Consider the following 18,556-nt stretch of genomic DNA (forward strand, 5'->3'; position numbering starts at 1 on the left):
ATCAGTTCAGTCAGTCTGCGCGCAGCGGTGATTTTCCTGGCGTTCTGGCTATCGGGGGGAGCAAGTTCGGTTTCTGGCGGTTCGGTCATCGCGGGAATCGAGACCTAACTAAATCAATTAATGCCCAGAGTTTTTGGCAGAAGGAGAGGCCTGTATGATTCAGCTACAGCGTATAGATGATCGAGTCAGTGAAGGACCCGTCCGGTCCTTTGCAACCCCCGGAGTTCGGTCTTACCATGAATATCTGGAATTGGCGAAAATTCCTCCTGCAGAGGGGGTGGCCGCCAAGGTACTGGATGTTCTTCATCGGCGCGTCGGGCAGGATCCGCTGGCGATAGATTACATCGCCGAAGACCTGGACCTGTCCAAGCGCACTTTGCAGCGTCGATTGCAGCAGCAGGGCGAGAACTTTGCCCAACTGCGTGACAGTCTTCGGTTCAATTACGCTATCAGGTTTCTGATAGATCAACATATGAGTGTCGATGCGGTATCCAAATCACTGGATTTTTCTGATCGAACCAGTTTCACCAACGCTTTCAAGCGTTGGACGGGACTGTCCCCCAGCGTTTTCCGCAAGCTGTTCCGCGATTACGTCTAGCTGACGGTTCCCCCTGTCCCCGGTCGAGCGCCAGCCGACCGGGGTTTTTACTGTAAGCCCCTCCCGGTAATTGCCTGCCCCGGCCAAACAAGGTAGAGTTAGCCCTTTTTCAGACTCAGACGAAAGAGGCTTGTTACATGGATTTCTTTATTCCCGCCGCTATGGCTCAAGATGCCGCTGCTCCCCAGGGTAACCCGATTGTCACGATACTGATGTTTGTCGGGCTGTTCGCTTTTATGTACCTGTTCATCATCCGCCCGCAGCGCAAGCGTCAGAAAGAGCACCAGAACCTGGTGGCGTCGCTGAGCAAGGGTGACGAAGTGGTCATGACCAGTGGTCTGCTGGGTAAAATCACCAAAGTGGACGACAACTACGTGGTGCTGGAAACCGGCGAGAACATTGAACAGAAGTTCCAGAAGGTCGCTGTTCACGCTGTGCTGCCCAAGGGCACCATCAAGTCGATCTAAGGATCCTCTGGCCGGAGCGGGCCGATGTCCGCCCCGGCTGTTCTCGCCGTCACCCATTGCGGAGCCCGAGATGACACTGCCTTTCCCTTCCAAACTGTCTCTGGCGCTCACTCCCACACCTCTGCAACCCCTTGACCGACTGTCGGCCGAGCTGGGTGGCCCGCGCCTCTGGGTCAAGCGCGATGATCTCACCCACTGTGCACTCACGGGCAACAAGCTGCGCAAGCTGGAATTTGTGCTCGCCCGGGCCCGATCCGAAAATTACGATACCCTGATCACCTGTGGCGGTCTGCAGTCCAATCACTGTCGGGCGACGGCCTTGCTGGGCGCGCAGCTGGGTTTCAAAACCGCGCTGGTATTGCGCGGCGATACCGGACCGATGACCGATGGCAACAGTCTGCTGGATTCACTTGCCGGGGCTCAAATCCGACGGTTCCCGCCCGCGCAATACCGGGCCGAGCTCGAGGATTTGTTGGAGCAGTGGGCCGAGGAGTTTCGCCAGGCGGGCCATAAGCCCTGGATCATCCCCACCGGCGCGAGCGATGGTCTGGGTATCTGGGGTTACATCGATGCCAGCCGCGAACTGGCCGATGACTATCGCCGCGAGGGTATCAGCCCCGAATGGGTCGTCAGCGCCACGGGTTCCGGCGGCACTCTGGGCGGCCTGGCTGTCGGGCATCAAAGTTATGCTCCCCGGACCGGGGTGATGGGAATGGCGGTCTGCGACGATGCCGAAACCTTTCGTCTCAAGGTGCGGGCCGACCGCCAGGCTATGGTCAGCGATTGCGGGATCAGCCTTCCCGAGCCCTTTGCCGAGCCACTGATACTGGATGAGTACATCGGCCCGGGTTACGCTCGCGCCGGGCGCGAGGTATTCGCGACCATTGTCAGACTGGCCCGGCTTGAAGGGCTGGTGCTGGACCCGGTCTATACCGGCAAGGCCTTTCACGGCCTGATCCGGGAAATCGAGAAAGGCCGGTTTGATGGCTGCCGGGATCTGGTGTTTGTTCACACGGGCGGTATCTTCGGACTCTTTCCCTATGGGGAACAACTGTTAAACGAATGTTGATGGGGCAATTTCTACGCTAACGAGGGCAGTGCGCATGGAAACCACAGTGATCGATCGTCTGGAGGCCTGGCTCGGTGCGGTCAGCGGCCTGGTCTGGGGTGAGTTCATGTTGGTCATGATCCTGGGGACCGGGTTGTTTCTGATGGTACGCCTGCGGGCCATGCCTCTGAGACGCATCGGAATGGCGTTTGGCCAGTTGGCCCGAGGGCGCCACTCCCGGGGAGAGGGGGATATCAGCTCCTTCAATGCCCTGATGACCGCGCTTTCGGCCACGATCGGGACTGGCAACATTGTCGGCGTGGCGACAGCCATCGGTCTGGGTGGACCGGGTGCGCTCTTCTGGATGTGGTGCAGCGCGCTGGTGGGTATGGCCACCAAATACGCCGAGGCGGTCTGCGCCGTGCACTACCGCGAGACCGACCACAATGGCCGCCATGTGGGCGGGCCTATGTATTACATCAAAAACGGCCTGGGCCAACGCTGGGTCTGGCTCGGTGGCCTGTTTGCGGTTTTTGGTGGGCTGGCCGGATTCGGCATCGGCAATACCGTGCAGGCCAATTCCGTCGCCGATGCATTATCCGGGAGTTTCGGGGTGCATCCCCTGGTGACCAGTGCGGTCTTGATGGTGTTGGTCGGAGGCGTATTGATCGGCGGCATCAAGCGCCTGGCTGATGTGGCCGGTAAACTGGTGCCGCTGATGGCGTTGCTGTATCTGCTGACCGGTTTTTCGATTCTGGCACTGCATCTGCCGGCGGTTCCCGCCGCGCTCGCCCTGGTGGTGGACTCGGCCTTTACCGGCACCGCCGCCACGGGAGGCTTCGCCGGTGCCAGTATCATGATGGCCATTCAGTTCGGTGTCGCCCGCGGGGTGTTTTCCAATGAGGCCGGGCTGGGCAGTGCCCCTATCGCCCATGCCGCCGCCAAAACCAACAGCCCGGTGCGTCAGGGTCTGATCGCAATGTTGGGTACTTTTATCGACACCCTGGTGGTGTGTACCCTGACGGGTCTGGTGATTATCGTCACCGGCGCCTGGCAGGGCAGCGCGGAGGGGGCGGGGATGTCCCAGGCCGCATTTTCCGGCACCATTCCCTTCGGTGGTCAGCTGATCGCCATCTGTCTGTCGCTGTTTGCCTTTACCACCCTGTTGGCCTGGAGTTACTACGGCGAACGCTGCGCTCAATACCTGTTCGGTGAGCGGGTCGTCACGCCCTTCCGGATTCTCTGGGTGTTGGCCATTCCTCTGGGGGCCAATATGAGCCTGGGGTTGGTATGGATTGTCGCCGACATTCTCAATGGGCTCATGGCCATCCCCAACCTGATTGCACTGCTGGCGCTTTCCGGCGTGGTGGTCAGTCTGACCCGGGAGTATTTTGCCAATCGTAAAACCGAACCGCTGGGGCTCTGAGCGAACGCCGGTGGCCCGAAGATCAGAAGAGGTCAGAAACAATTATTGGGGCGGGGCAGGCCGGCGATCTTGCAGGCCACTTTGGCCGGGCTGGGGGGGAACAGGCGCATCAGATAAATGCTGCGCCCTTTGTCTTCGCCCAGCTTCTGCGCGACCCGTTTGACCAGTGGGCGCATGGAGGGGGCCAGCTCGAACTCCCGGTAGAACTCCCGGAGTAACTCGATGATTTCCCAGTGTTCCGGGCCCAGGTCAATCTCCGCTTCGGCTGCGAGTGCCTCCGCTACGGACGGGCTCCAGTCTTCCAGGCGGGTCAGGTAGCCTTCCTTGTCGGTCGCCACCTCGCGGCCCTCTGACATCAAACCCACGCTCTAGTACCAGCTCTGGATGGTCTGGTGCTCCAGAGACAGCTTCACAAACCCCTGGTAATCGGTAAGGGTAACGGTATCGAGGAGCTGTCCGGTCAGGCCCCGGGCCACCACATCATCTTCAAGCGCAAATATGGCGATACCGCGCTGCAGCAGTCCGTTCAGGTCGGCACAGGTCGGCGCCCTGGCGGCCAGCGCTCCGTAGACACCGTCTTCCAGCAGTAGCACGCAGTCGCCATCGAGACACACACGGGCACAGCTCGCCAGCGTCTGGTGCTCGAAGGGAGATTTGTTGACAGTGTGCAGAGTGCTCATGAGGCTAGAAGCTCAACAATTGTTCGTGCCCGGATAAAAGCACGCCCACTTCGTGGGAGTTGACCGCTTGCAGTCCCTCCAGGGTTAACGAGTCGAAAGGCACGCCACGTTCGCGTAAGGACTCAGAGTGTACATAAATTCGTTCTACTTCGTATAGGGGCAGAGCCGACAGATTGGCGCTTAAATTCTTCTGGGGCAGACTCGCCGGGGCCTGGTCCGGTAACAGCTGGAAAACCCCATCGTCGATGAACAATACCCCGATATCCTGCCCGTAAGCGGCCGACGCCAGTATGGCATCCAACCCTTCGCGGGCGTTGCTCCCACCATAGGGGGAGTGGCGACAGACGAATAGCAGTTGCTGGCTCATATCAGGCCCCGAAAGTGACGAGTCGATCCGATTTCACGGCGGCATCCAGCAACTGTCCCAGTCCGCTGATGCTGAACGTCGGCGCCAGGTTCTGCGCGGCTTTGTCGTAGCGTTCGGCTTCCTCGGCGTTGAGGACGCCGCGCCTCAATGCGGCCGCGATGCACACGACCAGATCCAGGGAATGAGCTCGGGCCAGACTCTGCCACTCACGGCAGAGGTTCTGCTCGTCCTGGGGCGGGCAGACCAATTCATTGGCTGTGTGTACTCCGTCCTGATAGAAGAACACACGGTAAATGTCGTGGCCCTCGGCGAGCAGTGCCTGGGCGAACTTCAGTGCGGTTTGACTGGCACTGGAACTGAAAGGGGCCGCGTGGATGGCCAGGGCGAATTTCATGTCAATAATACCGGCTTGCGATCGCTTGTGGCGTTTGGAAACGTTCTGCTACAAAAAAGCCCCGCAGGGCGGGGCTTCCAGTAGACCACCAGGGCCTGACTTTCAGGCGCCTGTTACTCGTTACCTGCGCCCAGCAGATGCAGCAGGCTGGTGAACAGGTTGATGATGGACAGGTACAGCGATGTGGTGGCCATGATGTAGTTGGTCTCGCCACCATGAATGATGGCACTGGTCTGGTAGAGGATCAGTGCTGACATCAGCAGCACAATACCGGCCGAGAAGGCCAGGTGCAGAGCCGAGACATCAAAGCCGAACATGGACGCACCCATCAGGACCAGCATACAGACGATCATGACAATCAGGCCGGTCATCACGAAGCCGCGCAGGAAGCTGAAGTCCTTGCGGGTTGTGAGGGTGTAACCCGACAGAGCGAAAAAGATGACCGCCGTGCCGCCCAGTGCTTGCATGACAATGGAGGTGCCTCCGGACATGGACATATAATAGTTGACGATGGGCCCCAGGCTGGCACCGATCAGACCGGTAAAGGCAAACACCACCAGAAGACCTTTGGAAGAGTTGGCGGTCTTGGGCAGGACAAACCACACCAGACCAATGGCGACAAGGCTCATGATCAGGCCCATGCCGTGAGACATGTTCGCCGCCATGGCAATGCCCGCAGTGACGGCGCTGAACGCCAGTGTCAAAGCCAGCAGCATGTAGGTGTTGCGCAGGACTTTGTTAACCTCAACACTGTTGCCGACTTCGGCACGAGCATTTCGGGTATAGAGCTGTTGCATTGCATTTCTCCATTAATGGCCGTAATTAGCTTACTGCCGATCATACAAACCTTGGGCTGACTTGCCAAGCACTCATTATAGACTGCCGGTGGGGCGTTAGGTTCATTAACATTTCTCGACAAAAGTCGCTTCCTGCGGGCTCAGGCACTTGCCCTTTTGTCAGGGTTCCGCGCATAAAAAAAGCCACCCCGATTGGGGTGGCCTTCTTAATATGGCGGAAGGGCAGGGATTCGAACCCTGGGTAGGCTATTAACCTACGGCGGTTTTCAAGACCGCTGCATTCAACCGCTCTGCCACCCTTCCGAAGAGGGGCAAATTATACAGGGCTTTTCTTTGGGAACAAGGGGTTAGGCCAAAAAAACTGACCGGGTACGACCGTTTTTCAGCGGTCGTACCCGGTTGTTTTTTTATTCGCCCTGGCTGGGTTCGCTCGTGGCCGCCGAAGCCGCTCCCGCCGCCTTGGCGCGAGGGTCATTGGCCGGGCGGGTCAGTGGCCGCGGCTGATGCTGCACAGCCGGTGGCTGACTGGTATCAAGTGCCTGGCCGGGCGCACGCTGCAGCGTCTCGGTGATGATTTCCGCAGAAGCCTTCGCCTTGGGTGCCAGGCGTGGATCATTGGAGGCACGCTTGGGTGAGCCCTGGTTGTCGAGTGTTGCCGGCTGAGCTTTTTCCGCAGCAGGGGCTGTCTCCCGGCTCTGGATCGGCTCGCTGACCGGTGACTCTGAAGCTGTCTCTGATGGCTGCTCCGCTTCAGCGTCCGCTGTTGTCTCCTCAGCAGTGTTCACCGCCTCGGGCTCTTCTGTCGTTTTTTCTTCAGCGGGTTGCGCCGGGCTGTCAACCGGAGCCGAAGTGACCGAACCCTCTGTCTCTTCTTGATGACTGGCCGGCGTTTTATCGGCGGTCGGTGCTTCGGTCGTTTTGCCTGAAGTGGCATCGGCGGTCGGCAACGATTCCTTTTCCTGCTGCTCCAGATCCAGCTTGGCCTGTGCGGGTTTTTCCGCTGCAGGGCGTTTCGGTTCTGGTGTCGCCGTGTCAGCCGATGCCGGCTCCTCAGAATCTTGAGCCGGCTTCGTCGGTTTGCTCTCGGCTGGCTGTGACCGCGGGGGCTCGCCCACCTGGCGTTGACTGACCTGGTGAGTGCGAGGGCGCTCGCTGTCTGAGCGTGCGGCCGTGTTGGTTTCTTTGGCTTCGCCTTTACTCTGGGGCTCTTCCTCGGTTTTTGCCTTGGGTTGCGCCTGCGGTGCGGCATCCGCTTCGCCTGCCGACTCACTGTCTTTTGCCGGTGCCTTCGGCTTTTTGGGCGCCTGGCCGTCATCCGTCTGACTGTCTTTGTCAGAGCTCACGCTTTTGGGGTCGCTTTTCGGGGGCTGTGACTCAGGAGACTTGGTGTCCTCCTGGCGCGGGTCCGCCTTGTCGCGAGCCTGAGGTTTACGCTCCGTTTTGGTGTCGGTGCTTTTATCCTCGCTCTGCTTGGCCGGCTGGTTGTCGCCCTGGGCCTGCTCAGCATGCTCCAGAACGGTATCCGGCAGCTCGCGACGATTGCGCCGACGCGGGCCGGAGCGCGGACGGCGATTCGATGGACGCTTGGGCGGACGATTGTCCGGTTGTCCGGATTCCGACGCGCTGTCGTCCTGACCTTTGTTCAGGTCGCTTTCCTTGGCTTCGGCGGCTTTGGTTTCGGGCTTCGGTGCGTCGGACTTTTTGGGCTCGGGGCGCTTGTTGTCACTGCCCTTGTTCTGGGCGTCGCGCTCGCGCTGATCCTGCTGATCCGGTTTGTTTTCCGCCTTGTTCTCGGGCTTGTTCTCGGGCTTGTTGTCCTGCCCCTGACGACCGTCCGGCTTGGGGCCGCGACGGTTGCGACCACCGCGGGCCGAGCGGTTGCGGTTGCCCTGGTTACCGGTGTTGTCACTGCTGTCGCCATCGCGCTTGGCATTGCTGCCATCGCGACGATTGTTGCGGCGATTGCCACCATCACGGCGACTGCGACTCTGGCCACTGTCTTTGTGACCCTGACGGCTGCGCTGGTGGCCACGTCCGGGCTCTTTGGACGTGTCGCTGTCATCGTCGTCTTCGAACAGATTTTTCAGTCCGGTTACAAACCGCTCCCACAGTCCCGGTTGTTTGACGGCTACGGGTTTTTCCTGGGCCGGCGCCGGTGCCGGTTGAGAGGGGGCAGCAGGCTGAACAGCGGGCTGAGGGGGTGGTGGCGCCTTGGCCTGGGCTTCGGCCTCCTCTTCGGCGTGTTCATCCACCGAGGCGACAATCTTGTAGCTTGTCTCCAGTGTGCCCTCGTCGTCATCGCGCAAGCGCTGGACTTCAAAATGCGGCGTCATCATTTCGGCATTGGGAACCACCACCACACGGGTGGTGTTGCGCCGTTCAATGTCGGAAATGGTTTTGCGTTTTTCGTTGAGCAGATAAGTCGCGACCGATAGGGGGGCAATCGCCCGAATCTCGGCGCTGCGCTCTTTCTGGGCCTCTTCCTCCACCAGGCGGAGGATGGACAGCGCCAGCGAGCGGGTGCCGCGGATGGTGCCCTGGCCATTACAACGCGGGCATACCTTGGAGTGCACTTCTCCCAGAGAGGGGCGCAGGCGCTGGCGGGACATTTCCAGCAGGCCAAAACGGGAGATCCGGCCCACCTGTACCCGGGCCCGATCCATCGTGAGGGCGTCGCGCATGCGGGTTTCCACCTCGCGCTGGTTGCGCGCGGGCTGCATGTCGATAAAGTCGATGACGATCAGGCCGCCCATGTCGCGCAGGCGCAACTGGCGGGCAATCTCGTCGGCCGCTTCCACGTTGGTCTGCAGCGCGGTTTCTTCAATGTCGCTGCCCTTGGTGGCGCGCGAGGAGTTGATGTCGATGGAGACCAGGGCCTCGGTCACATCAATCACAATCGAGCCGCCGGAGGGGAGTTTGACCTCCCGCTGAAAGGCGGTCTCGATCTGGCTCTCAATCTGGTAGCGATTGAACAGGGGGATGTCGTCGGTGTACAGCTTGACCCGGCTGCCAAAGTTGGGCATCACCTGCTGGATGAAACCCTTGGCCAGATCATAGGCTTCCTGGTTGTCGACGATGACTTCGCCGATATCCTGGCGCAGGTAGTCGCGAATGGCCCGAATGATGACGTTGCTTTCCTGGAACAGGAAGTTGGGCGCGGGGGCGCTTTTGGCGGCCTTGTCGATCGACTCCCACAGCTGCAGCAGGTAGTTCAGGTCCCACTGGAGCTCTTCGCCGGTGCGACCCACGCCGGCGGTGCGGATGATGATGCCCATGCCGGAGGGGATTTCGACGCTGCCCAGCGCTTCTTTGAGCTGAGAGCGGTCGTCGCCTTCGATACGCCGGGAGATGCCGCCGGCGCGCGGGTTGTTGGGCATGAGGACCAGGTAACGGCCGGCGAGGCTGACAAAGGTAGTCAGGGCAGCGCCCTTGTTGCCGCGCTCCTCTTTGTCCACCTGCACGATGACTTCGGTGCCTTCTTTGACCACTTCCTTGATTTTGACGCGGCCGTCCCCGTCGTTGGGAGATTTGGTGAAGTACTCGCGGGAGATTTCTTTGAGGGGCAGAAAGCCGTGGCGATCGGCGCCGTAGTCAACAAAGGCGGCCTCCAGGCTGGGTTCAACCCGGGTGATCTTGCCCTTGTAGATGTTGGCTTTCTTCTGCTCTCGATTGCGGTTTTCGATGTCCAGATCGTACAGCCACTGGCCATCGACCAGGGCGACGCGCAACTCTTCGGGCTGAGTTGCATTGATGAGCATTCTTTTCATGCGTTACCTAATATTGTTAGTCCGGGCGCCAGGCAAACGGAATAACCAGGGTTAACGCTGTGGTGTTTATACAACCATGTGAACGGGTGCGCCAGAGTTCAGCTCGCACCGGCGGTTGGGGGCAGAGGCTGGCACCGGGCAACGACCCACCGTTGGCTCATGGCCGGTGGGACGCGGGGGCTCGGTGGTGCCTTGATTGTCATGCAATCCTGCTCCATGAAACTCTTATCTCGGTTCGGGGCTTGCGTTGTCCAGTCTGGCGGTGGCCAGGTTCAACGGAAGTCTCCGGTTTGTCTCAGGCATGGTCGTCACCTTGGTGTGTCAGCACGGCCGCGATCCCAATCGAGAGGTGTGGCCTGATGTTCGGCCTCATCCAGACCTCTGCGACCTGGGCTTTGTACCCGTCGGGGAGCGCGTCGTCACTGTGACGGCAATGCGCGGAAATCAGAGCTCTAAAAACACTTACAGTATCAACAATGGCTATCACGCTGTTGGCGCGATGGTCATGGGGTGCTCACGCAGGCCCTGGGGCTCTTGTGCGGTAACACCAGTTTGTCAGTTCTCTGGCCGCCACCTCCGGGAGGGAATACGTCTCTCCGGTTGGGCGCGGCCGGTTGCTGTCAGCGGTATTTCCTAGCGACAGGCCTCTACGCTCGGCATCCATAACGGCTACCTGTAATTACCTGTCCGGAAACCTGCCTGTCCCAGCAGGGCTGAATATAACAGTAATTGCAATAGGCTTCAATCAGGGGGTGCTGGCAGGCCGGTGGGCCCGCCGCTGGTGTCGCTTGGTCATCGCCGGGCCGGGGCGTTTGCGCTATCATGGCGGGCTATGACCAAATCCAATACGCCCCAGCCCGACCGCCGTCCCTCACCGTCGACGCCCACCCAGTCTGCGCCCACCCAGGTGCAGTGGCTGACGATCGATGCCGATCAGGCCGGACAGCGGGTGGACAACTTTCTGATGGCCCGCCTCAAAGGGGTGCCCAAGTCGCGGGTCTACAATATCCTGCGCAAAGGCGAAGTGCGGGTCAATAAAGGACGCGTAAAGCCGGACTATCGCCTCCGCGATGGCGATCTGGTGCGCGTCCCGCCGGTGCGCACGACCGCCAAAGCCGCGCCTCCCAAACCCAGCGATCAGCTGATGCACCGGCTCAGCGATGCCATTCTGTTTGAAAACGAGGGGCTCCTGGTCATCAACAAGCCGCCGGGTCTGGCCGTGCACGGGGGCAGCGGTATCAGCCTGGGGTTGATTGAGGTTTTACGCCAGCTGCGCCCGGAGGCCCGTTTTCTGGAGCTGGTGCACCGTCTGGATCGGGATACCTCGGGGTGCATCATGGTGGCGAAGAAGCGCAGTATGCTCCGCCATCTGCAGGCGGCTTTGCGGGACAAAAGCCACGGCGGTTTCACCAAGGTCTATCAGGCTCTGGTGCTGGGCCGCTGGCCGGAGCAGCGCCGAAAAGTCGATGCGCCCCTGATGCGCTTTGATATCAAAGGCGATCGCATCGTCAAGGTGCACCCGGAGGGCAAGCCGAGCCTCACCTATTTCAGGGTGCTGGAGCGCTACGCGGATGCGACCCTGGTGGAGGCTCGCCTTGTGACGGGCCGGACCCATCAGATTCGGGTGCACGCCCAGTCGGTGGGGCACCGTCTGGTGGGTGATGAGAAGTACGGTGACGATCGGGCCAATCAGCGTTGGCGGGCCCTGGGGGTCAAGCGGCTGTTTCTGCACGCGGCGGAGCTGGGGTTTTATCTGCCGGGTGAAACCACCGAGACCCGCGTTTCGGCACCCCTGGCGGATGACCTGGCCCAGGTTTTGGCGACACTGCCCGGCGACCGTTGATATTGGCGGTTATCCGGGACTGATGCGTTGCCCGGCACTCCCGGTAAGCTGGATTCCCCGGTTTTCCGTATGAATACGAATGAACACAGAGACGAGGTAACCATCATTGTTGTTGATTTTTGATTGGGACGGCACCCTGAGTGATTCCACGGCGACCATCACCACGGCCATGCAAGCCTCGGCGCGCGATCTGGGCTGGTCGGTGCCCGAAGCAAAAACGGTGCACAACATCATTGGCCTGGGGCTGCCCGAGGCGCTGTCACAATTGTTTCCCGAAGCCACCGAAGCAGACCATGCCCGGGTGCGTGACCGCTATCGGGTCAACTTCCTGGAAGTGGATCAGGCCGAGCCCTCCAGACTGTTCCCCGGCGTGATGGAGACGCTCACGCGTCTGCAGAACGACGGGCACCATCTGGCGGTCGCGACAGGCAAAAGCCGCCAGGGGCTGGACCGGATCTTCAAGGCCATGGGCCTGCAGGGGTTTTTCCATGCAACCCGCTGCGCCGACGAGACGGCCTCCAAGCCACACCCGCTCATGCTGCACCAGTTGCTGGACGAGCTGAAAGGCGAGCCGGAAGAGGCGGTGATGATCGGCGATACTGAGTACGACATGGATATGGGGCGGCGCGCGCAGATGGATCGCATCGCGGTCAGCTACGGGGCCCACGAAATTCATCGGTTGCACGCCTTTGATCCGGCGCTGTGTCTGGACAACTTTTCCGAGCTAATGACCTGGGAGCGGTTGTAGCGGGTCGACTCCGGCGCTGAGCAGCAGGTCCGTCAGGGCAATCAGTGGCAGCCCGATCAGGCTGTTCGGGTCGGTACCCTCCATCCGCTCGAACAGCCGGATGCCCAGGCCCTCGGCTTTGAATGAGCCGGCGCAATCGTAGGGTGTTTCTTTTGCAAGATAGCTTTCAATCTGGGCTTCGCTCAGCGTCCTGAAGTGGACCCGGTAGGTGTCGCACCGGGTTTCACTCCGGCCGGTCCGGTTGTCGTGCAGGCACAGTCCGGTATAAAAGGTGACAGTCTGGCCGCTGGCGGCGGCCAACTGCGCCTTGGCGTTGGTGTGGTTCCCGGGTTTGCCCAGCGTCTTGCCGTTGAGGCAGGCGACCTGGTCGGAGCCGATAATCAACTGATCGGTGGGGGGTGGGGTGGCCAGCGCCTGTGCCTTGCCTTGTGCCAGGCGGCGCGCCAGGGCTTCCGGCGGTTCGCCCGGGGCCGGGGTCTCGTCGATGTCCGGTGATTGGCAGTCAAAGGGCAGCCCCAGTCGCTCCAATAGCTGTCGGCGGTAGGGTGAGCTGGAGGCTAGAAGGAGTCGGAGCATGGCCTGTCCCTTGAGAAAGTGGGTTGGAAGGAGGGCTTTGAGGCGGTATTGTAGACGAAAGGCCCCTGATTCGTGGCAGAAGGCGCTTTTTTCTTTGACAGTGCCTCCGCTTATCCCTATTATTGCGCGCTTATGTTTTCAGCCCCCTATGACAAGCCCTTGCCGCGTCTGGGCGACCCGCGCAAATTTGCGCAACAGGGCGTCCGATTGAGCGGCTATTTGCCGGTCGATCAGATGCGGCGGATACAGGGTTTGGTGTTGGAGTCCGGCGCTCAGGCGAAGGTAGACCTGGCGTTTGATATCAGCGAGGAAGGGAAGCTGGTAGTGGAAGGGCGCGCCAGTGCCGACGTGGATTTTACCTGTCAACGTTGCCTGGGGGCCGTGACGCTGCCCATAGAAGCCGTGGTCGAGCTGGCGATTGTGCGCTCGGAAGAGGATGCCAAACGCCTGCCGCGGCGGCTCGATCCCTGGATTCTGCCGGAGGATGGGAACACCGACCTCTACACGATTGTAGAGGAGGAAATGTTGCTGAGTTTGCCGGCGGTGGCTCTGCATCCCGAGCCCTGCATTGATGAGCGTCTGCTCAGCAGTGGAGAGCCGGTGGAAGAAGTCAAACCGGAGAAAAACCCGTTTCAGGTTCTGGAGCAACTCAAGGGCTCGCCGAAAAAGTGAGGCGCCCCGGCTCCAGACGCTATTCTCAATAGGAGATTATCATGGCCGTACAAAAGACCCGTAAAACCCGTTCCAAGCGCGGTATGCGTCGTTCACACGATGCGTTGACCAGCGCGGCTCTGTCCGTGGATCCGACCACCGGTGAGAAGCACTTCCGTCACCACGTGACGGCCGACGGTTTTTACCGCGGCAAGAAAGTGGTCGACAAGGTCGGCGAAGAGTAAGATTCGTCTTCCTTTGAGCGCACCTTAGTGGCTCGCAGATGATTCGTATAGCGGTAGACGCTATGAGCGGGGACTTAGGTCCCCGCACTGCTATCTCGGCGGTGCTCCAGCTGGCCGCCGAGACTCCCGACGTCAGTTTTATTCTGGTGGGAGCGCGCGATTCACTCGAGCCGCTGCTGTCATCTGATTCTCTCCCGGCTACAGTCACCCTGCACCATGCTCCCGCCCGAGTCGCCATGACGGATGACCCGCGTGCCGCGTTGCGTCGCGGGCGTGAGTCCTCCATGTGGCAGGCGCTGGACCTGGTTCGCACCGGCCGGGCCCAGGCCTGTGTCAGCGCTGGCAATACCGGCGCCCTGATGGCGATGGGGCGCTATCTGTTAAAGGCTCTGCCGGGCATCCAGCGGCCGGCCATCTGCAAGTCCATGCCGGTCGCCACCGGGTGTACCTACATGCTGGATCTGGGGGCGAATGTGCAGGCCAGTCCCCGGCAGCTGCACCAGTTTGCCCTGATGGGCTCGGCGCTGGCCTCCTCGGTTCTGGATCGACCGGCGCGGGTCGGTCTGCTCAATGTTGGAGTCGAGGCGGGCAAGGGGCCCGACTGGGTGCGGGCCGCCAACGATCTGTTGCTGCAGGATACGCGGCTGGATTATCTGGGCTATGTTGAAGGTGATGAGATCTACACGGGACGGGCCGATGTGGTGGTCACTGATGGTTTCACCGGTAATGTCGCGCTCAAAGCGAGCGAAGGCGTCGCCCGCCTGATCGGCCGGAAAATCGAATCGGGAATGCGGGCGCGCTGGTGGTACCGGTTGTTCCTGCTGCCGCTGACGCCGCTGATCCGCCACTGGCGCTCTGAGCTCAGTCCGGGGGCTTACAACGGGGCGACCCTGTTGGGGCTGCGTCAGCCGGTGATCAAAAGCCATGGCGGGGCGGATGCCGCGGCGTTTCGCCAGGCGCTACAGGTGGCCATCGACCAGGTTCGGTGCGAAGTCATAGACAGAATCGCGGCCCAGCTTCGACTGGGCGGGCATGAATAGAGGACCTTCACGGGTCGGTTCAAGGCAATCGAAAGTAGCATTTTAGGTGGAGATTATGGCTGAACAATCTATGGATAAAGAAGCATTGGCATTCGTCTTCCCGGGGCAGGGATCCCAGAAGGTCGGTATGTTGTCCGACCTGGCGAACCAGTACGGTCAGGTGCAGGAAACCTTTGCCGAGGCGTCCCAGGTGCTGGGGTACGATCTGTGGGAGTTGGTACAAAAAGGCCCCCAGGAGCAGTTGAACCTGACCGAGCGGACCCAGCCGTTGTTACTGGCGGCCAGTGTGGCCGTCTGGCGCGTCTGGCAGGCCGAATCCGGTCCCGTGCCCGGCGTACTGGCCGGACACAGCCTGGGTGAATGGTCGGCGCTGGTGGCAGCGGATGTCGTGAACTTTGCCGATGCGGTGGCTCTGGTGCAGCGGCGCGGCAAGCTCATGCAGGAGGCGGTACCGGCCGGGCAGGGCGGTATGGCGGCCATTATCGGTCTGGACGATCAGCAGATCATTGATGCCTGTGAACGGGCGGCCGAGGGCGAAGTGGTCTCCCCGGTGAACTTCAACTCTCCCGGCCAGGTGGTGATTGCCGGCGCGTCGGCCGCCGTGGAGCGCGCGACCGCCCTGTGCAAAACCGCCGGCGCCAAGCGGGCGCTCGCACTGCCGGTGAGCGCCCCTTTTCATACCAGCCTGATGAAGCCGGCCGCCGAGGGCCTGGCCCCGCACATAGCCGACACCGAATTCCGGGCGCCGAGCATTCCCGTGGTGCATAACGTGCACGCGCGTACCGAGTCGGACCCCGCGGCGATCAGGCAGTTGATGATCGAGCAGATTTACAGCCCTGTGCGTTGGGTCGAGTGCGTTCAGGCACTGGTTGCCCGGGGCGCGAGCACAACCGTCGAATGCGGTCCGGGCAAGGTGTTGTCGGGCCTGAACAAGCGTATCGATAAAACACTCTCTACAATGTCCATGGAGTCGCCTGATGAGGTTCAGGCGGTTTTGCAACAGAGCCGAGGTGAGTAACTCCCATGATTAAACTCGAAGGTAAAGTGGCACTGGTGACCGGTGCCAGTCGTGGCATTGGTGCCGCCATCGCCGAACAACTGGGCGCCGCCGGTGCCGTGGTCATCGGCACGGCAACCAGTCAGTCCGGCGCCGACAGGATCTCCGAGCAGCTGACCGAACGCGGTGTCGAGGGCGCCGGCATGGTGCTCAATGTCACCAGTGCCGACTCCATCAGTGCGCTGTTGAGCGCGGTCAAAGAGCAATTCGGATTGCCGTCAATCCTGGTCAACAACGCCGGCATCACCAAAGACAACCTCCTGATGCGGATGAACGACGATGAGTGGCAGGATGTGATCGACACCAACCTCAACTCGGTTTTCCGGTTGAGCAAGGCGGTGCTGCGCGGCATGATGAAGGCGCGCTGGGGCCGTATTATCAATATCAGCTCTGTGGTCGGAGCCATGGGGAATCCGGGGCAATCGAACTACGCCGCCAGCAAGGCGGGCGTGGCGGGATTTGCACGGTCACTGGCTGCTGAGGTAGGCTCACGGGGTATCACGGTCAATACCGTGGCACCGGGCTTTATCGATACCGATATGACCCGGGCATTGCCCGATGAGCAGCGCGAGCAATTGCTGGGCAAGATTCCACTGGGGCGGCTGGGCCAACCCGAGGAAATCGCTGCTGTGGTAGCTTTTCTGGCGAGTGATGCCGGTGGCTACGTCAGCGGGGAGACAATACATGTCAATGGCGGCATGTATATGACGTAACGGGTTGTGCAGGGTGTTGATTTTCAACAATTTTTTTGAAAGATTGAAGAAAATCGCCCGTATTCGTTACAACCCGGGGCAATTCGATGTAAAATGCCCATCGATTTTGTCCGCAGCTAAATCAAAGGAGCCGGCTCGGTGTACAGTCCGGGAACACGGTTTCATCGATACTACCTATTAGGAGTTATATAACATCATGAGCAGCATTGAAGAACGGGTTAAAAAAATTGTTGCCGAGCAACTGGGCGTGAAAGAAGAAGAAGTTAAAAACGAAGCTTCTTTCGTCGAAGATCTGGGCGCCGATTCACTCGACACCGTTGAGCTGGTGATGGCTCTGGAAGAGGAATTTGAAACCGAAATTCCTGACGAAGAAGCCGAGAAGATCACCACGGTTCAGCTGGCCATTGATTACATCAATGCCAACCTGGCGTAATCTTCAAACAGGCTGATTATCGTCTTCTGAAAAGCCGTATTATTGCGAAATAGTACGGCTTTTTCTTTAGAGCGGTGTCGCTCAAACTGGGGCGGACGCCGCTCAGTGTTTTTGTTGGCCGCTGTCTCGGTCCGGAGCTCGATGCAGTTTTGGAGTGAGGCAGCGGCCGCGCTGATTATTTTAGTCGGAGATCATTCAAGGTGTCGCGCAAAAGAGTAGTGATTACCGGGCTGGGGATGGTGAGCCCGCTGGGGAACACCGTCGAAGACAGTTGGCGGGGGATCGTCAATGGGGTCAGCGGTGCTGCCCCCATCAGTCATTTTGATACCTCGGCGTTCAGTACGCGGTTCAGTGCCTCGGTCAAAGACTTTTCGGTCGAGGGCTACTACCCGGCAAAAGACGCGCGCAAAATGGACCCCTTCATTCAGTTCGGGATGGTGGCCGGTATCCAGGCCATGCGCGATTCCGGTATTGAAGTGACCGAAGCCAACAGTCACCGCATGGGTGTCTCCATCGGCTCCGGCATTGGTGGAATTGGTGCGATTGAAGAGGGCACCATGACCATTGAGCACAAGGGGCCGCGGCGTATCTCTCCGTTTTTTGTCCCCGGCGCGATCATCAACATGATCTCCGGCAACCTGTCGATCATGTACGGCTTGCGCGGTCCGAACATCGCGATCACCACCGCCTGCACGACCGGTACCCACAGCATCGGCTATGCCGCACGCAGCATCATGTACGGTGAGACTGACATGATGCTGGCCGGGGGCGCTGAGATGGCGACCACGCCCGTCGGTCTGGGCGGGTTTGCCGCCGCACGCGCGCTTTCCACCCGCAATGATGATCCGGAGGCGGCCAGCCGTCCCTGGGACCGGGACCGCGACGGTTTCGTGCTGGGCGACGGTGCCGGCGTCATGGTCCTTGAGGAATATGAGCACGCCCGTGCCCGTGGCGCAAAAATATACGCCGAGTTGGTGGGCTTTGGTATGAGCGGCGACGCCTATCACATGACTTCACCGCCGGCCGACGGCTCCGGTGCGGCTCTGTCCATGCAGAATGCCATCGCCGATGCCGGGATTCCGGCTGATAGTATTGGTTACATCAATGCCCATGGCACCTCTACCCAGGCCGGCGACCGGGCCGAGTGCCAGGCGGTCAAAACCGTGCTGGGGTCGGCGGCGGACCAGGTCGCGGTGAGTTCCACCAAATCCATGATCGGCCATCTACTTGGCGCCGCCGGTGCGGTGGAAGCGATTTTCAGTGCGCTGGCGATCCGCGATCAGGTGGCACCACCGACCATCAATCTGGACAATCCGGACGAGGCGTGTGCTGGTATCAATCTCGTTCCACATACGGCTCAGGAGCGCAAAATCGACGCCGTCCTGTCGAACTCCTTCGGCTTTGGTGGTACCAACGGGTCTCTGGTGTTTCGCAAAGTCGACTGATCCAATGGTGCATCGCCAGTCTGAAAACGCCGGGGTGTGATTCATCCCGGCGTTTTTGTATGTGTACCCCACCACTCATATTGTGGCATTCAGAGCATGCCTAAACCGCCAGGGTTAGGCGCGTTCCGCCGTGAATGGCAGCGTCCTTTACAAGGGACGCAACGACGCCCTGGCGGTTTAGGCACGCTCCCTTCGGGCGGGCCGGAAAGGGGCCATCCGCTGTGTTATGCCTCTTGGAAAGGGGGCCCACCCTTCCCGGCG

At 60.4% G+C, this 18,556-nt stretch carries 20 protein-coding genes and 1 tRNA gene; 13 read left to right on the forward strand and 8 right to left on the reverse strand.

Annotation, left to right across the window (positions count from 1 at the left end; genetic code table 11):
- The first annotated feature begins 154 nt into the window (after positions 1-154).
- The 4 genes from AAE484_RS04315 to AAE484_RS04330 all read left to right on the forward strand — a co-directional run bounded on the left by AAE484_RS04315 (position 155) and on the right by AAE484_RS04330 (position 3,539).
- On the forward strand, positions 155-598 hold the full coding sequence (locus tag AAE484_RS04315) for a helix-turn-helix domain-containing protein (RefSeq protein ID WP_341937107.1): 444 nt from the start codon (positions 155-157) through the stop codon (positions 596-598).
- A 137-nt stretch (positions 599-735) separates the two neighbouring features.
- On the forward strand, positions 736-1,065 hold the full coding sequence (yajC, locus tag AAE484_RS04320) for a preprotein translocase subunit YajC (RefSeq protein WP_341937108.1): 330 nt from the start codon (positions 736-738) through the stop codon (positions 1,063-1,065).
- A gap of 70 nt (positions 1,066-1,135) precedes the next feature.
- A complete protein-coding gene (locus AAE484_RS04325; RefSeq protein ID WP_341937109.1) occupies positions 1,136-2,134 on the forward strand; it encodes a D-cysteine desulfhydrase family protein in 999 nt (332 codons plus the stop codon).
- A gap of 34 nt (positions 2,135-2,168) precedes the next feature.
- Positions 2,169-3,539 (forward strand): alanine/glycine:cation symporter family protein, encoded by a 1,371-nt coding sequence (locus AAE484_RS04330; RefSeq protein WP_341937110.1) that lies wholly within the window; start codon positions 2,169-2,171, stop codon positions 3,537-3,539.
- Positions 3,540-3,571: 32 nt separating this feature from the next.
- Here AAE484_RS04330 and AAE484_RS04335 read toward each other — a convergent pair whose 3' ends face one another.
- The 7 genes from AAE484_RS04335 to rne form a co-directional block, all read right to left on the reverse strand.
- Positions 3,572-3,895, reverse strand: coding sequence for a TusE/DsrC/DsvC family sulfur relay protein (locus AAE484_RS04335; protein ID WP_341937111.1), 324 nt, complete (start codon positions 3,893-3,895; stop codon positions 3,572-3,574).
- A gap of 12 nt (positions 3,896-3,907) precedes the next feature.
- A complete protein-coding gene (gene tusB, locus AAE484_RS04340) occupies positions 3,908-4,219 on the reverse strand; it encodes a sulfurtransferase complex subunit TusB (protein WP_341937112.1) in 312 nt (103 codons plus the stop codon).
- A 4-nt stretch (positions 4,220-4,223) separates the two neighbouring features.
- A complete protein-coding gene (gene tusC, locus AAE484_RS04345; RefSeq protein WP_341937113.1) occupies positions 4,224-4,586 on the reverse strand; it encodes a sulfurtransferase complex subunit TusC in 363 nt (120 codons plus the stop codon).
- A gap of 1 nt (position 4,587) precedes the next feature.
- A complete protein-coding gene (gene tusD / locus AAE484_RS04350) occupies positions 4,588-4,980 on the reverse strand; it encodes a sulfurtransferase complex subunit TusD (RefSeq protein ID WP_341937114.1) in 393 nt (130 codons plus the stop codon).
- Positions 4,981-5,093: 113 nt separating this feature from the next.
- Positions 5,094-5,777 (reverse strand): Bax inhibitor-1/YccA family protein, encoded by a 684-nt coding sequence (locus tag AAE484_RS04355; protein WP_341937115.1) that lies wholly within the window; start codon positions 5,775-5,777, stop codon positions 5,094-5,096.
- A gap of 212 nt (positions 5,778-5,989) precedes the next feature.
- Positions 5,990-6,080 (reverse strand) — tRNA-Ser (locus tag AAE484_RS04360).
- Between the two features lie 104 nt (positions 6,081-6,184).
- Positions 6,185-9,544 carry a ribonuclease E gene (gene rne, locus AAE484_RS04365; protein ID WP_341937116.1) on the reverse strand — a complete coding sequence of 1,120 codons (3,360 nt, stop codon included), beginning with the start codon at positions 9,542-9,544 and terminating at the stop codon, positions 6,185-6,187.
- Between the two features lie 832 nt (positions 9,545-10,376).
- On the opposite strand from rne, the gene rluC reads away from it, so the two are divergent.
- Together rluC and AAE484_RS04375 are read left to right on the forward strand one after the other, a co-directional pair.
- A complete protein-coding gene (gene rluC / locus AAE484_RS04370) occupies positions 10,377-11,387 on the forward strand; it encodes a 23S rRNA pseudouridine(955/2504/2580) synthase RluC (RefSeq protein ID WP_341937117.1) in 1,011 nt (336 codons plus the stop codon).
- A 106-nt stretch (positions 11,388-11,493) separates the two neighbouring features.
- The gene (locus AAE484_RS04375) at positions 11,494-12,135 is read left to right on the forward strand and encodes an HAD-IA family hydrolase (protein ID WP_341937118.1); all 642 of its coding nucleotides are present in this window, start codon (positions 11,494-11,496) and stop codon (positions 12,133-12,135) included.
- Here the strand turns inward: AAE484_RS04375 and AAE484_RS04380 are convergent.
- Positions 12,112-12,711 (reverse strand): Maf family protein, encoded by a 600-nt coding sequence (locus tag AAE484_RS04380; protein WP_341937119.1) that lies wholly within the window; start codon positions 12,709-12,711, stop codon positions 12,112-12,114. The two genes, AAE484_RS04375 and AAE484_RS04380, sit on opposite strands and share 24 nt — an antisense overlap.
- Positions 12,712-12,843: 132 nt before the next feature.
- On the opposite strand from AAE484_RS04380, the gene AAE484_RS04385 reads away from it, so the two are divergent.
- The 7 genes from AAE484_RS04385 to fabF all read left to right on the forward strand — a co-directional run bounded on the left by AAE484_RS04385 (position 12,844) and on the right by fabF (position 18,295).
- A complete protein-coding gene (locus tag AAE484_RS04385; protein ID WP_341937120.1) occupies positions 12,844-13,383 on the forward strand; it encodes a YceD family protein in 540 nt (179 codons plus the stop codon).
- 41 nt (positions 13,384-13,424) lie between these two features.
- Positions 13,425-13,607: a 50S ribosomal protein L32 gene (gene rpmF / locus AAE484_RS04390; protein WP_341937121.1), complete on the forward strand. Its 183-nt coding sequence runs from the start codon at positions 13,425-13,427 to the stop codon at positions 13,605-13,607.
- Positions 13,608-13,645: 38 nt separating this feature from the next.
- Positions 13,646-14,647, forward strand: a complete 1,002-nt coding sequence (plsX, locus tag AAE484_RS04395) for a phosphate acyltransferase PlsX (protein WP_341937122.1) — start codon at positions 13,646-13,648, stop codon at positions 14,645-14,647.
- A 70-nt stretch (positions 14,648-14,717) separates the two neighbouring features.
- Complete coding sequence (gene fabD / locus AAE484_RS04400) at positions 14,718-15,665, forward strand: ACP S-malonyltransferase (RefSeq protein WP_341937220.1); 948 nt, start codon at positions 14,718-14,720, stop codon at positions 15,663-15,665.
- Positions 15,666-15,670: 5 nt separating this feature from the next.
- On the forward strand, positions 15,671-16,417 hold the full coding sequence (gene fabG, locus AAE484_RS04405; RefSeq protein ID WP_445928828.1) for a 3-oxoacyl-ACP reductase FabG: 747 nt from the start codon (positions 15,671-15,673) through the stop codon (positions 16,415-16,417).
- 196 nt (positions 16,418-16,613) lie between these two features.
- On the forward strand, positions 16,614-16,850 hold the full coding sequence (acpP, locus tag AAE484_RS04410) for an acyl carrier protein (RefSeq protein WP_012487300.1): 237 nt from the start codon (positions 16,614-16,616) through the stop codon (positions 16,848-16,850).
- Between the two features lie 200 nt (positions 16,851-17,050).
- Positions 17,051-18,295 (forward strand): beta-ketoacyl-ACP synthase II, encoded by a 1,245-nt coding sequence (gene fabF, locus AAE484_RS04415; RefSeq protein ID WP_341937123.1) that lies wholly within the window; start codon positions 17,051-17,053, stop codon positions 18,293-18,295.
- Positions 18,296-18,556 lie beyond the last annotated feature (261 nt).

It is taken from the genome of Marinimicrobium sp. C2-29 (assembly GCF_038419845.1).
Classification (GTDB): Bacteria; Pseudomonadota; Gammaproteobacteria; order Pseudomonadales; family Cellvibrionaceae; genus Marinimicrobium.

Bases quoted from the DNA above. Each gene is read 5' to 3' on its own strand.
- AAE484_RS04315 (WP_341937107.1), top strand. From the start codon at position 155: ATGATTCAGCTACAGCGTATAGATGATCGAGTCAGTGAAGGACCCGTC.
- yajC (WP_341937108.1), top strand. From the start codon at position 736: ATGGATTTCTTTATTCCCGCCGCTATGGCTCAAGATGCCGCTGCTCCC.
- AAE484_RS04325 (WP_341937109.1), top strand. From the start codon at position 1,136: ATGACACTGCCTTTCCCTTCCAAACTGTCTCTGGCGCTCACTCCCACA.
- AAE484_RS04330 (WP_341937110.1), top strand. From the start codon at position 2,169: ATGGAAACCACAGTGATCGATCGTCTGGAGGCCTGGCTCGGTGCGGTC.
- AAE484_RS04335 (WP_341937111.1), bottom strand. From the start codon at position 3,895: ATGTCAGAGGGCCGCGAGGTGGCGACCGACAAGGAAGGCTACCTGACC.
- tusB (WP_341937112.1), bottom strand. From the start codon at position 4,219: ATGAGCACTCTGCACACTGTCAACAAATCTCCCTTCGAGCACCAGACG.
- tusC (WP_341937113.1), bottom strand. From the start codon at position 4,586: ATGAGCCAGCAACTGCTATTCGTCTGTCGCCACTCCCCCTATGGTGGG.
- tusD (WP_341937114.1), bottom strand. From the start codon at position 4,980: ATGAAATTCGCCCTGGCCATCCACGCGGCCCCTTTCAGTTCCAGTGCC.
- AAE484_RS04355 (WP_341937115.1), bottom strand. From the start codon at position 5,777: ATGCAACAGCTCTATACCCGAAATGCTCGTGCCGAAGTCGGCAACAGT.
- rne (WP_341937116.1), bottom strand. From the start codon at position 9,544: ATGAAAAGAATGCTCATCAATGCAACTCAGCCCGAAGAGTTGCGCGTC.
- rluC (WP_341937117.1), top strand. From the start codon at position 10,377: ATGACCAAATCCAATACGCCCCAGCCCGACCGCCGTCCCTCACCGTCG.
- AAE484_RS04380 (WP_341937119.1), bottom strand. From the start codon at position 12,711: ATGCTCCGACTCCTTCTAGCCTCCAGCTCACCCTACCGCCGACAGCTA.
- AAE484_RS04385 (WP_341937120.1), top strand. From the start codon at position 12,844: ATGTTTTCAGCCCCCTATGACAAGCCCTTGCCGCGTCTGGGCGACCCG.
- rpmF (WP_341937121.1), top strand. From the start codon at position 13,425: ATGGCCGTACAAAAGACCCGTAAAACCCGTTCCAAGCGCGGTATGCGT.
- plsX (WP_341937122.1), top strand. From the start codon at position 13,646: ATGATTCGTATAGCGGTAGACGCTATGAGCGGGGACTTAGGTCCCCGC.
- fabD (WP_341937220.1), top strand. From the start codon at position 14,718: ATGGATAAAGAAGCATTGGCATTCGTCTTCCCGGGGCAGGGATCCCAG.
- fabG (WP_445928828.1), top strand. From the start codon at position 15,671: ATGATTAAACTCGAAGGTAAAGTGGCACTGGTGACCGGTGCCAGTCGT.
- acpP (WP_012487300.1), top strand. From the start codon at position 16,614: ATGAGCAGCATTGAAGAACGGGTTAAAAAAATTGTTGCCGAGCAACTG.